This window comes from Falsiruegeria mediterranea M17 (genome assembly GCF_900302455.1).
Taxonomy (GTDB): Bacteria; Pseudomonadota; Alphaproteobacteria; order Rhodobacterales; family Rhodobacteraceae; genus Falsiruegeria; species Falsiruegeria mediterranea.
In genome coordinates, this window is sequence record NZ_ONZG01000028.1 from 1 (window position 1) to 11672 (window position 11672).

General features: G+C 55.6%; 13 protein-coding genes. 5 read left to right on the forward strand and 8 right to left on the reverse strand.

All coding sequences use genetic code 11. From position 1 onward, the window contains the following. Positions 1-239: 239 nt before the first annotated feature. Positions 240-1160: a LysR substrate-binding domain-containing protein gene (locus tag TRM7615_RS25000; RefSeq protein WP_108792699.1), complete on the reverse strand. Its 921-nt coding sequence runs from the start codon at positions 1158-1160 to the stop codon at positions 240-242. Positions 1161-1267: 107 nt separating this feature from the next. Here TRM7615_RS25000 and TRM7615_RS25005 point away from each other — a divergent pair, with 107 nt between their 5' ends. From TRM7615_RS25005 to TRM7615_RS25020, 4 genes are all read left to right on the forward strand, one after another. Beyond that, the gene (locus TRM7615_RS25005) at positions 1268-2134 is read left to right on the forward strand and encodes a pirin family protein (RefSeq protein WP_108792700.1); all 867 of its coding nucleotides are present in this window, start codon (positions 1268-1270) and stop codon (positions 2132-2134) included. A gap of 39 nt (positions 2135-2173) precedes the next feature. Beyond that, complete coding sequence (locus tag TRM7615_RS25010) at positions 2174-2788, forward strand: isochorismatase family protein (RefSeq protein ID WP_108792701.1); 615 nt, start codon at positions 2174-2176, stop codon at positions 2786-2788. A 210-nt stretch (positions 2789-2998) separates the two neighbouring features. Continuing rightward, entirely contained in the window at positions 2999-3826 is an 828-nt protein-coding gene (locus tag TRM7615_RS25015) for a Rossmann-fold NAD(P)-binding domain-containing protein (RefSeq protein ID WP_108792702.1), read from the forward strand. A 66-nt stretch (positions 3827-3892) separates the two neighbouring features. Further along, entirely contained in the window at positions 3893-4396 is a 504-nt protein-coding gene (locus tag TRM7615_RS25020; RefSeq protein WP_108792703.1) for an anthrone oxygenase family protein, read from the forward strand. Positions 4397-5037: 641 nt separating this feature from the next. Here TRM7615_RS25020 and TRM7615_RS25025 read toward each other — a convergent pair. The 6 genes from TRM7615_RS25025 to TRM7615_RS25050 all read right to left on the reverse strand — a co-directional run bounded on the left by TRM7615_RS25025 (position 5038) and on the right by TRM7615_RS25050 (position 10364). Then, positions 5038-5721, reverse strand: a complete 684-nt coding sequence (locus TRM7615_RS25025) for an aspartate/glutamate racemase family protein (RefSeq protein ID WP_108792704.1) — start codon at positions 5719-5721, stop codon at positions 5038-5040. Between the two features lie 6 nt (positions 5722-5727). Continuing rightward, complete coding sequence (locus tag TRM7615_RS25030) at positions 5728-6450, reverse strand: ABC transporter ATP-binding protein (protein ID WP_108792705.1); 723 nt, start codon at positions 6448-6450, stop codon at positions 5728-5730. Between the two features lie 3 nt (positions 6451-6453). Next, positions 6454-7236 (reverse strand): ABC transporter ATP-binding protein, encoded by a 783-nt coding sequence (locus tag TRM7615_RS25035; RefSeq protein ID WP_108792706.1) that lies wholly within the window; start codon positions 7234-7236, stop codon positions 6454-6456. Next, a complete protein-coding gene (locus TRM7615_RS25040; RefSeq protein ID WP_108792707.1) occupies positions 7233-8213 on the reverse strand; it encodes a branched-chain amino acid ABC transporter permease in 981 nt (326 codons plus the stop codon). The genes TRM7615_RS25035 and TRM7615_RS25040 overlap by 4 nt, the downstream gene beginning before the upstream one ends. Before the next feature lie 4 nt (positions 8214-8217). Continuing rightward, the gene (locus TRM7615_RS25045) at positions 8218-9087 is read right to left on the reverse strand and encodes a branched-chain amino acid ABC transporter permease (protein WP_108792708.1); all 870 of its coding nucleotides are present in this window, start codon (positions 9085-9087) and stop codon (positions 8218-8220) included. Between the two features lie 89 nt (positions 9088-9176). Beyond that, on the reverse strand, positions 9177-10364 hold the full coding sequence (locus TRM7615_RS25050; RefSeq protein WP_108792709.1) for an ABC transporter substrate-binding protein: 1188 nt from the start codon (positions 10362-10364) through the stop codon (positions 9177-9179). A gap of 228 nt (positions 10365-10592) precedes the next feature. Here TRM7615_RS25050 and TRM7615_RS25055 point away from each other — a divergent pair, with 228 nt between their 5' ends. Continuing rightward, a complete protein-coding gene (locus TRM7615_RS25055; RefSeq protein WP_235824218.1) occupies positions 10593-11312 on the forward strand; it encodes a GntR family transcriptional regulator in 720 nt (239 codons plus the stop codon). Here TRM7615_RS25055 and TRM7615_RS25830 read toward each other — a convergent pair. Continuing rightward, the coding region (locus TRM7615_RS25830) for a hypothetical protein (RefSeq protein WP_207775281.1) at positions 11293-11672 on the reverse strand (380 nt) is incomplete at its 5' end. The genes TRM7615_RS25055 and TRM7615_RS25830 overlap by 20 nt on opposite strands.

Consider the following 11672-nt stretch of genomic DNA (forward strand, 5'->3'; position numbering starts at 1 on the left):
TGCCCCGTCAGAACCTCAACCTGCCGCAACTTCGTGACAATCTCCTCAGGCTTTGGTCGCTTGTTGGCCATGTGTTTCCTCCGTTTTCCTAAACATAGCGGAGGACCACTTCAGTGGGGGAAGACCACGTCAGCATTGCGGACAATGCTGACCTTGGTTTTCTTCGCTTCGCTGACGCAGCATCACTTTGTTTCTGCGGCACATCTATTGCTGCTGCGCGGCGCAAATCATAGTTTCGGTCATTCGGGGTTAGCGACAATGTTTGACAGCGCGGCGGGCAGGTCTTGTTTAAGGAAGTCCAGAAACGTCTCCACCGCCGGTAGCATTCCTCGCTTTGACGGCATGAGGAGGCTGATCTGCGGGGTGCCTGCGGTCCAGTCCGGCAAGACGCGCACCAGGGTTCCCGCCTCGACCTCTGGTCTGCAGACATAAGATGGCAAAGCGACAAGTCCCAATGACGTCGCTGCTGCATTCTTGAGCGTCGACATATCGTCACTCGCGAGCCGCACTGTACACGGCACCGAAGCCGTTTGCCCTGTTTCGTCCGTCAGCAGCCACTGATGCGTGTCTCGGGGGCGGCCAAGAACCATGGCGGGGTGGTTCGCCAACGCTGCGGGGTCATGCACCGCTCCCAACGCGTCGAGATAGTCTTGTGACCCGAACAGGTGCCATTCGACCCGGGCAAGCCTGACCTGGATCAAACTTGAGTCTGGCAATGTGTCCATATGCCCCCGGATCGCCACGTCGATCCCATCCTTGATCAGGTCTTCCATCTGGTTTGACGTCCGTTGCACGACGGTGACCCCAGGATTGTCTTGCAGGAACTGCGGAAGGATCTGATCGAGGCCGAACTGCGCCATCCCCACAGAGCAAGACACAGTCACATTTCCCGCAATCGTATTGGTTTTACGCCGCACTGCGGTTTCCGCCATCTCGAAACGAGCGAGGGCCTCTTGAGCGTGACGGTAGTATTCCCTGCCGATCTCAGTGGTGGTCACAACCCGCGATGTGCGCTGCAGCAGGCGTACGCCAAGGTCGTCTTCAAGCTGCCTGACACGGCGGCTGAGCCGCGACTTGGGAATGTTCAGGGATCGCGCGGCTGCAGAAAAGCCCCCATTTTCAACGACCTGAACAAAGTAGAACGCATCATTTAGGTCCATCGCAAGCCCTCTTCGTTCCACCAATGGAACGATATGTTCTGATTTTACCCGATTTTCGATCCATCGTCTCGCCAATATTCTCAATGCAACAAAAGCGAGAGACTGACATGACCACGCAACATATCGACAAGCTCGCAGGCGCCCCCTGCGAAACACATGCCCAAAGCTGCGGCCGCCCGCTTTCAATCGGTGACGGTTTTGAAGCACAAAGCTACCAGCATGCAGAGTTCCGGGGCCTGATGGACCCCCTGATCATGGTCGATCACTTCACCATGACGCAGCCCACCTTCGGAACACATGCCCATGCCGGGCTGTCTGCCGTGACGGTCATGTTCGAGGACAGTGAAGGCGCGTTTCACAACCGCGATTCGCTTGGCAATGATCTGGATCTGGCGCCCGGTGATCTGTATTGGTTCAAGGCAGCGCGCGGGGCGCTTCACAACGAAGAGACCCGCCCCGGCGCCAAAACCCATGCGCTTCAGGTCTTCGTCAATCTGGCGGCAGCGCACAGGCATGACGAACCATCCGCCTTTCACGTAGCAGCAGCGGACATCCCAAAGCTTGCGGGCGATCGGGCCACGGCGCGGCTGGTCCTTGGAGAAGCGGGCGGCGCTCGCGGGGCGATTGCACCGGATAACCCGCTGACGCTGCTTGATATCGACATAAAGGCCGGTGGCCAGTTCACACACAACGGCCAAAAGGACCACCACGCCTGGATCCTCGCCATCAAAGGCGCGTCCCGCGTGACCTGGAACACAGGCTCCGCCGACCTGCTGCCCGGCAAGGCTATCGCCTTCGCTGATGCCACCAACATCTCATTTTCTTCGGAAGAGGGCGCCCATGTCGTCCTGTTCCGGGGCCAACCCCTTCGCCAAGCCTTTGTCCAACGCGGCCCCTACGTCATGGGCACTGCAGAAGAGCTTGACGCAGTCGAGGCGGCCTATCGTACCGGTCGCCTCGGATCCATTGACTGAAATCTACTCCACTGAAGACCTATCCAGAAAGGGAAACTCATGACCGAAGCATACAACCCCGAACCGCTCACCCGTGATAACGCCGCCGTCGTGTTTGTCGACAATCAGGTCGGGCTGATGACTGGGATACGCGACTATTCCATCGCAGACCTCAAACACAACATCGTAGGCCTTGCCAAAGCCGCAAAGGCGCTTGGCTTGCCGATTGTAACAACCACCACCTCGTCCCAGACGCTTTGGGGTCCTGCCATTCCCGAATTGCAAGAGGCCTTGCCCGATCAGACCTTTATCGACCGGACAACGGTCAACGCATGGGATGATCCGCGTGTGGAAGAGGCCATTCGCGCGACCAAACGCAGCAAGCTAATCTTTGCGGGCCTTTCCCTCGAAGTCTGTGCCGCCTTTCCCGCGATGCGCGCCGTACGCGAAGGGTTCGAGGCTTACGTCGCCGTTGATGCCAGTGGCACTTTCAACATGACCAAACGCGAAACCGCCCTTGTGCGCCTGACCCAGGCGGGCGTGGTGGTGGCCGATGGCGCAAGCCTGATGATCGAAATCCTCGCAGACAACGCCAGCAATCAGGCAGGCGAAGTCTATGGTGCTTTGGGCATGGATTGGTCGATCTTGGTCGGCCAAGTCCGTGAGAGTGCGTAGCCATGTATCGCTCTCCCTATGCGTCCCGTAGCAGGTATCCGCACCGGGGCAAGCAGATCCAATTCCACCTCATCTACTTCACATCGCTGTTCTGTTTGATCGCGATGGGATGGGCGGCGGCCCCGTTTCTTTGAAGGCCGCAGCCACCACACCAGCACTTTAGCAATCAAGAAATCAGGGTGGGCCCACGGTTCACCATAGGAGAAAACTATGTTCAGCGAACCTATCCTCGTCATCGGTGCCACTGGCAAAACCGGATCGCGCGTCGCAACAAAACTCGAAGCCAAAGGTGTTGCAGTCCGGCGCGGCGCACGGCAGTCTGAAACCCCATTTGATTGGGAAGATCAAAGCACCTGGGCCCCAATCCTGACCGGTGTCTCCAAGGCCTATGTCACCTATTTCCCTGATCTGGCCTTCCCCGGCGCTATCGAAAAGCTGGAGGCTTTTGCGCAGGTCGCCCTCGACAGCGGCCTACAGCACGCCGTGCTCTTGTCCGGCCGGGGGGAACACTTCGCAAGCATGGGTGAAGACGTGATCCGCAACTCCGGCCTTGGCTTTACCATCGTGCGGTCCGCCTGGTTTGCGCAGAACTTTTCAGAAGGCTACCTGCGCGACCGAATTCTGGGCGGTGTTCTTCCCATGCCCGGCGGCGATATCGCAGAGCCGATCATCGACATCGACGATATCGCAGACGTGGTTGTTGCCGCGTTGACCGAAGACGGACACTTGGGCGAACGGTACGAAGTCACCGGCCCACGCCTCATGACCTTCGCAGAGATGGCCGATGTCCTGACCGCAACATTGGGGCGCCCCATCCAGCATCTGCTCGTCACGTTTGAGGACTTCCACGCCAATGTCGCAGCCTCGGGCGACACATTCGTGGCCGACGTGTTCACAGCGATCGCCCGCGAAACGCTGGATGGGCGCAACGCCCATACGGCGGATGGGGTCGAACGGGCCCTAGGGCGCAAACCGCGCGACTTCGCGGAATTCGCCCAAACCGCCATGAGAGCAAGCGCTTGGCCAAGCGCCGCCTAACCCACACACACCGGGAGGTGGGTGACGCAGATCACCTGCCTCCTGCAGAAAAATGGAGCAAATGACATGTCCACCACGTTTTTTTTCCTGATCCATTTCACCATCCTCGCATATGCCCTCGTCGGCGGCGTCTTTCTTGCGTTTTCTGACTTTGTGATGCGGTCGCTCGCCCTCACCGGCGGTGCCGGCGGTGTCGAAGCCATGCAATCCATCAACCGAGAGGTGTTCCGCTGGATCTTTATGACGCTCTTTCTCGGCCTCGCGCCGGTCTCCCTTTTCATAGCTGGTTACGGTGGTTGGGTTCTGGGCGGTCAGCCTGGCACGCTGATGTTGCTCGCTGGGGTCATCTACTTTGTCGGGTGTTTCGGCGTGACCATTTTCTTCAACGTGCCGATGAATGAAGCCTTAGCCGAGATGGATGCCCAGATCGACGCAACACGGGCCTACTGGGAAGGCACATATCTACCCCGCTGGACCTTCTGGAATTCGGTTCGCACAGCGGCTTGTGCGGTGTCTGCTGCGCTGTTGCTGTTCGCCTTACTTTGTGCCAACCAACTTCAATTGGCTTGACGAGATCAAGGAAGGCGGTCTCAAACGGGTCGCCCTATTCTAATCGCAGCGCTTTGCTCAAAGTAGCAAGTGCCGGATCTCCCAGCCAAGCAAATCAGCTTATCATGGCCACACCTTTGTACAGCTGCGCTGCAGCGAACAACTGCCATCACCAGCGGCGTCTCCCCTGTGCCTGAAGAGAGCCAAAAGCGGTTCTGGGAGGTCTGACTTCAAACGCTGAATTCGCCTGGCGACTTGATCCCTGCCGTCTTGGTCTTCGGCAGGCGACGAGCGAATGGCAGGCTTTGCCGCCGCAGTGCAGCGCCGAGCAATGGGCAAGTGCAGCGAACTCCATGTTGCGAAAGCGCGGAGCGAGAAATAGCAACGGCCGTGTCGGGCTCGAAACAGTCGTTCGCCGCGCCATGCCTGGATGGCTGCAGGCAGCCCTTCTACGGCATTCGTGCTGGTTGCAGCATGACGCGGTACATCGAGCACAAAGGGCGGAAAGTAGACCTTCTCTGCGGTTCACAGGAACGGCTGCTGAGCAGGACAAAGGGTAAATTCGCTGCGGCTGCGCCAAGGGCAGCTATGGCGCACTCAGGACCAATCATTTTCCAAGTCTATTAGCATCTGGGTGCAGAGGGATGTTGCCACGCGCTCAATCAATCGGCCGAGTACGCTCCAATTTTTGAAGTACCCAACCGATTGTTCACGAGCGCCTCAGCAAAGGTAACACCTGCTGCAACACCATCGATAATCGGAAGTCCGAATTCCTCACTGAGCTGCGCCATAAGATCCGCCATCCCGGCACACCCCAGAACGATTGCTTCTGAATTGTCGTGTTCGATTGACTCGCGGATTTCCGATCTGATTTTGAACAATGTTGCCGGATCGCCCTCTTCCAGTTTTAAGACGGGAATGTCAGTTGCGCGAACCCGCGCGCATTTTTGGGCAAGCCCATAGCGCATTAGGTTGTTTTCCAGACCTGGCACCGAGCGTGAGAGCGTTGTTATGACGCTGAACTTGTTGGCGATCATACTAGCGGCGTGATAAGCGGCTTCACCGATGCCCAAGACAGGCACCTTGACCAGCGTTCGTACCGCGTCGACGCCAGTGTCATCGAAACAGGCGACGACAATGGCATCAACATCTGGGTGACGCGCAACCTCAGCCAGCAGGCCGGGGATGCAAGTGGCTACGTCCAAAAAGCCCTGAATACTGGCAGGTCCATCTTGCGAATTTGTGGCTACAATTTCTGTGTCTGGGCGGGCAACAGCCCTCGCGGCAATCGCTATCTTGTCAGTCATGGAACTGGTTGTGTTCGGGTTTATCACCAGAATTTTCATGTCAAATCACACCTCGCCGCCAAGGTAGGCAGCCTTGATCCGGTCATCGTGAAGTAGCTCCTTGGAGTTGCCTTCGATGACTACGTTCCCGGTCGCCATGGCATAGGCACGGTGTGAAATACTCAGCGCCATGCGTGAGTTTTGCTCGACCAGCAGCACCGAGACACCTTCGTCGCGATTGATCGCAACGATAGAGCGGGCAATGTCCTGTACCAGTTTTGGGGCGATGCCGAGACTGGGCTCGTCCAGCAGCAACAGCTTGGGTTTGGCCATCAGCGCGCGTCCGATGACCATCATCTGTTGTTCACCACCTGACAGAGTTCCAGCGGCCTGACTGTAACGCTCTTTCAGGCGAGGAAAGCGCGTCAGAATGCTGTCCAGAGTGTTCTGGATGCCGGCTTTGTCGCTGCGGGTGAAGGCCCCCATCATCAGATTGTCTTTGACCGACATGAATGGGAACACGCGTCGCCCCTCCGGCACCATGGCGATCCCGCGTTTGACGATAGCCGACGGGTCGGTACCGTCCACGCGCTCGCCGTCGAATGTCACAGAACCGCTTTTTGGCCTGGTCAATCCGGTGATAGCACGCAAGATAGATGACTTGCCTGCACCATTTGCCCCGATCAGAGCAACAGTTTCACCTTGGTTCACGCTGAGAGAGACACCCTTCAGTGCATAGACATGATCATAATACAGTTCGACGTCTTTGAAATCCAACATGGCTGTCATGGCTTACATCCCAATCTCATCGTCGACACTGCCAAGATAGGCCTCGATGACTTTTTCATTGTTTTGGATTTCAGAAGGCGTACCCTCGGCGATCTTTTCACCAAAGTTCAACACAACGATCCGATCTGAGATATTCATGACGGCGGGCATGTCGTGTTCCACGAGCATTACTGTCACGCCACGTTCGTCACGGACAGAGCGTACGAGATTAACCATGTTCATCGTCTCATCATGGTTCATACCTGCGAAAGGCTCATCCAGAAGCAACACTTTGGGGTCTGTCGCGAGGCCAATCGCAATACCCAGCGCACGCAGGCTGCCCTGAGGCAGATTGCTTGCTTGTTCATTGCTGATCTCGGACATTCCCAGAAACTCCAGCAACTCGTCGGCATATTTCCCGAAAGCGGACACATCTTCTTGCGCCGTCTTTGACCCCCAGAAATATCCTGCGAGCGAGGCTTTGGCGCGCAAGTGTTGCGCTACCACGACGCTTTCGCGCACCGTCATGCTCTTGAATATTGTGGTTTCCTGAAAGGTGCGAACAACGCCCTTGCGCGCGACGATGTGAGGCTTGAGGTTCGAAATACGCTCTCCGCGATAGATCACCTCGCCAGAGGTCGTCGGCGTAAAAGATGAGATCATCTTGAACAGCGTGGATTTCCCCGCCCCGTTCGGACCGATCACCGACAATATCTCATTCTCGGACACATCAAAACTGATGTCATTGTTCGCCGTGAGGCCACCATATTTTTTGGTGACGTTTTTGACTTGGATAAGCGGACTCATTTTTTGTCCCCTTTCCCAAATCGCACACTCAGTAATCCATTTGGTAGGAAGCGGATCACAGCGATCAGGATCATTGAATAGACCAGCATCTGATACTTGCCGATCTCGAACAGAAGGTCCCAACCGAAGTAGAGAACCAGCGTGCCGAGCATAGGGCCAAACACATATCCAAGACCGCCCAGAAAGCAGTTCAGCATAAAGTTGACGGAATCCGCGACGACAAAAGTGGAGGGATAAACCGACTGCGCGATTGAGCCGAACATCGCCCCACCAATGCCACCAAAAAAGCTGGAAATCGCGAAGATCACGATACGGATGTAGGCGATGTTCACACCAATGGAACTGGCGAGTTCTTCGTTCTGCTGCATTGAACGGCACAAGTGCCCAAGACGCGAATTTACCAACCGGTAGAGGGCTGCATATGTCACGACCATCAGGACGCAGGCTGTCAGGTAGAATGCCAGTTTTGTGTTTTCCATCGAACCGAAATCCGGGATGAGGGGGATGCCAAAAATCGACAATCCGGACGGCAAGGGGATGTTGGATATGCCTTTTGCCCCGTTTGTGATGGGCAAGGCCAATGCCGTCAGTGTCACCACTTGGGTAAGCACAAGCGTGATCATCGCGAAGTAGACGCCGCGCAGACGCAGGATTGGCAAGCCGATCAGGACCGCAACCACTGCGGCAAAAAGACCGGCGGCAGGCAACGATATCCAAAAGGACCATCCCGCCTTCACCACCAAAATGGCCGAGACGTAAGCGCCGATCAGCGCAAACGCGCCTTGGCCAATGTTGATCCGACCAATGTAGAATGTCAGCCAGACCCCGGCGCTTGCGATTGCCAAAAGTGCCACGGATGTAAGGGTGAAGAAGAAGTCCCAGCGCCCTGTTGCGCCAATGACGAGCGGGACACCGATAAAGATTACGAACAAGAAAACCCCGACGCCGATCAGCTGTTTTGAGGAAAATCCAAGCATCACATCAACCCCACGGCTTGCCCATCAGGCCTTGCGGTCTGATTGCGAGGAAAATCATCAAAGACACGAAGATCAGCAGATAGGTGATATCACCGTATTGATAGAGCAGCGCGAGGCCGATCGCTTCCATGAATCCAAGAATGATCCCGCCCCAAATCGCGCCGGAAATCACACCCGCACCGCCGATCATGACCATCATGAAGGCTTTGATCGAAGTGGGCCCGCCCATGCCAAGGTTCACACCTGTGATGGTGACCAACAAGCCACCCACCAAACCGGCAAGCATCGCGCCAAGCGCAAATCCGATCATTGAATAGCGGTCCACATTCACGCCCATCAACTGGGCCGCTGTGCGATCCTGGGCCAAGGCGCGTAGGGCGCGGCCCGTTTTCGTGTATTGCATAAGGCCAATGAAAGCGACGATCGACAGGATCGCCAGCATACAGATCAGGATGCGGTCATAAGGCATAATGATCCGGAAATCCCAGTTGAATACCCCATCCACAATCTTTGGGACACCGCGCTGCTTTTCACCAAAGACCAGCAAGATCACCGCGTCGAGGAAGAAGGCGATACCAGCAGCCAGCAGCATCGTGCTTTCTTCGCGTGCCGATCCTTTGATCACCGGCGCGAAGAGAAATTTCTCTATAAGGGCTCCAAGAATGGCAAGCGTGACGCAAGACATCACAAGGGCCAAAACGAAGGGTACGCCCCACTGACCGTAAATGGTATAGGTGACGAAACCACCAATCACATACATCTGCCCGTGGGCAAAATTCAGGACGTTCATCAGGGCAAAGATCAGGGTCAGTCCAAGCGCGATCATCGCGTATTGTGACCCCAGATAGACGCCATTGGCCAATATCTGTTCCATGGAGCTTTTCTTTCTTGGAAAAGCCCCGGGCCACAGGTGGCCCGGGGAGGTTCTGCTTAGGAAGAAGTCAAAAGCAGAAAGGGACGTACTTAGTCGACTTCAGCAACGAACAGCGTTTCAAACGCACCGTCCTGATACACGTTCACAACCAGGGGAACCGCAACCTGTCGACGCTGGCCAAAGGATGACATGCCTACATAACGCAGCTTTGCATCGCCGTTCATATAGGGGTTTGGTGCTTCAAATGTGTCCATAGTCGCTTGAAACGCATCAACATCAGTGATCGCAGAAGGATCAGCTTTCAGCGTTTCCAAGATGTATTCCAAAGCATAGACCTTGGTGTTGGACTCGTCATTATACTCGCCGAACATATCTGTGTAACGCTGAACGAACTCGTTCATCATTGGCGAGGCAAGCTCCGGTGTCGATGCACCACCAACCGAGATAAACCCGTTGGCCAGATCACCGGCACCTTCTGCCAGAACACCTGCATCCTGCGCGGTTTCCGTCGAGATCAAGCCTTGGAAGCCCAGTTCGCGCGCTGACCGGATCAGCTGCGGTGCATTGGCAGGCGACACACCAGACAGCACCAACAGATCTGGCTGTGCACGCATCACAGGTGTCAAAACCGGCGTAAAGTCAGTTGTATCGACCTGATAAGTTACGCTGGCAGAGACAACTTCCAGACCAAGCGCTTCGGCGGCCTCAACGCCACCATCGCGCTGACTCAAGGGGTCAGATTCGTTAGCGGCGATGAACGCTACGGTCTTCACGCCTTCGTTTTCCATCAGGTATTTGTAGATAGCAGGGCCAGACTGGTAGTTCGCGACCATGCCCAGAACGGCGTTAGAGGCTGGTGCCTGATAAAGCTCTTTTGGGAACGCGTATGGGAAGTACATAATCCCGTTGGATTCAGCGACAGGACGTACTGCGGCAGCACCATCATCGACGTTTGGACCCACGACATAGTGGATGCCTTCTTGTGCCATCTTCTCCATGCCCGCAATCGCCCGCTTGGGGTCTTTCTGGTCGTCGAATGAGACGATCTCAATGTCATAGGTGGTGTCACCGATGGTGTAGCCACCGGTTTCATTGATCCAGGCCGCACGCGCCTCCATTGAGCGCTGGTTGGAAATGCCCCAAGCCGCAGCTGGTCCGCTGGTCACGCCAACAAAACCGATTTTCAATACTGGGTTCTCTGCGAAGGCAGCAGTTGCCCCGAACGCCGTCAGCGTTGCAGCGGTCAAGGCCGCCTTCATAAGTGATCTTCGTTGCATGTCTTAACTCCCGTTGATTCAATTTCGGCGCGTTTTGCGTCATTCTTGGTCGGCAGTTTGATGGGATCCCCATGCATGCCGCACGGCCAGATGACGATTGTTAACAATCTTTGTCAACATATTTTGCATTTTGGTCGACAAATTCGAATGCTTGGCCTTACAATGATTAGAGTTTAAGCGTGCGCGGTGAGTCCAAATCAAATATCCAGCAGTCTTGAAAGTATTCTAGTGTCCTCCAACCCTCAGCAAAGCAGCATAACCAATTCAGGTCCGCATTCGGGATCAGACGAGAGCTTTATTGTTGAACGCATTTACAAGGCGGTGATGGAGCAACGCCTCGCCCCGAATACCAAACTGAGCGAGGCGCGGCTCTGTGAGACCTTCGGCGTCGGTCGGATGCGGGTTCGGCGCGCACTTCTTCTGCTCTCAAGTCAGGGCATCATAGAGCTACAGTCAAATCGCGGTGCCTATGTTGCCTGCCCCGATAAGTCCGAGGCGCACGACGTATTCGCGGCCCGCATGTTGATTGAGCCGCCTCTCGTCCGTCAATTGGCCCAAAGCTCTGATGAAATTGATTTGACGGTTCTCATCGATCACATCGCCCTTGAGAACGCGGCTCGCGCGCAGAACGAACGCACCGAGATTATTCGCCTTTCCGGCGAATTCCATACAAAACTCGCTCAGGCGACGGGGAACAAGTTCATTTTCCGAATGATGCGCGAGTTGGTCACACGGACATCACTTATTGTCGGCCTTTTCGGATCGTCAGAGAACGCCAGCTGCCCAGATGATGAGCACAGCAACATCCTGAAGGCGATCGTGTCTCATAGCCCGGAACTGGCCGAACAGTTGCTGATATCTCATCTCAACCACATCCAAAGTGGCCTTGATATGGAAGCACGCCAAGAGCCTCAGGATGACTTGGCAGCTATTCTTGGATCGGATTGATCAAGGGTATGTCCGAGCTCCGTTGGCAAACAAAGCACATTGCTATTTTGTTCACATAGGCCCAAGCGATAAAGCGACTGGTTTTCTGCCCCTGATCAAAGCCGTCATTCGTGCTTAGCGCAGCATTGGTCAAAGTGGGCTCGAAACAGTCGTTCGCTACGTCATGCCTGGGTGGCTGCTGCCAGCCCAAAGCGGTCATTCGTTTAGCAAGCAGCGAAGGCCTGCAAGGAGCTGATTTTGTTGAAAAACTGATACTTGATCGAGGCATGATCTGCTGATTCAATTCTCTTATTGATTGGGAGGATTGGCGATGATGGGACCCAAGCAGGAAGCGCAGGCGGCACTGTTTTACGAGTTCTC

Coding starts and splice junctions, on each gene's coding strand:
- TRM7615_RS25010 (WP_108792701.1), top strand. CDS start 2,174: ATGACCGAAGCATACAACCCCGAACCGCTCACCCGTGATAACGCCGCC.
- TRM7615_RS25040 (WP_108792707.1), bottom strand. CDS start 8,213: ATGCTTGGATTTTCCTCAAAACAGCTGATCGGCGTCGGGGTTTTCTTG.
- TRM7615_RS25020 (WP_108792703.1), top strand. CDS start 3,893: ATGTCCACCACGTTTTTTTTCCTGATCCATTTCACCATCCTCGCATAT.
- TRM7615_RS25035 (WP_108792706.1), bottom strand. CDS start 7,236: ATGAGTCCGCTTATCCAAGTCAAAAACGTCACCAAAAAATATGGTGGC.
- TRM7615_RS25050 (WP_108792709.1), bottom strand. CDS start 10,364: ATGCAACGAAGATCACTTATGAAGGCGGCCTTGACCGCTGCAACGCTG.
- TRM7615_RS25000 (WP_108792699.1), bottom strand. CDS start 1,160: ATGGACCTAAATGATGCGTTCTACTTTGTTCAGGTCGTTGAAAATGGG.
- TRM7615_RS25005 (WP_108792700.1), top strand. CDS start 1,268: ATGACCACGCAACATATCGACAAGCTCGCAGGCGCCCCCTGCGAAACA.
- TRM7615_RS25025 (WP_108792704.1), bottom strand. CDS start 5,721: ATGAAAATTCTGGTGATAAACCCGAACACAACCAGTTCCATGACTGAC.
- TRM7615_RS25045 (WP_108792708.1), bottom strand. CDS start 9,087: ATGGAACAGATATTGGCCAATGGCGTCTATCTGGGGTCACAATACGCG.
- TRM7615_RS25015 (WP_108792702.1), top strand. CDS start 2,999: ATGTTCAGCGAACCTATCCTCGTCATCGGTGCCACTGGCAAAACCGGA.
- TRM7615_RS25030 (WP_108792705.1), bottom strand. CDS start 6,450: ATGACAGCCATGTTGGATTTCAAAGACGTCGAACTGTATTATGATCAT.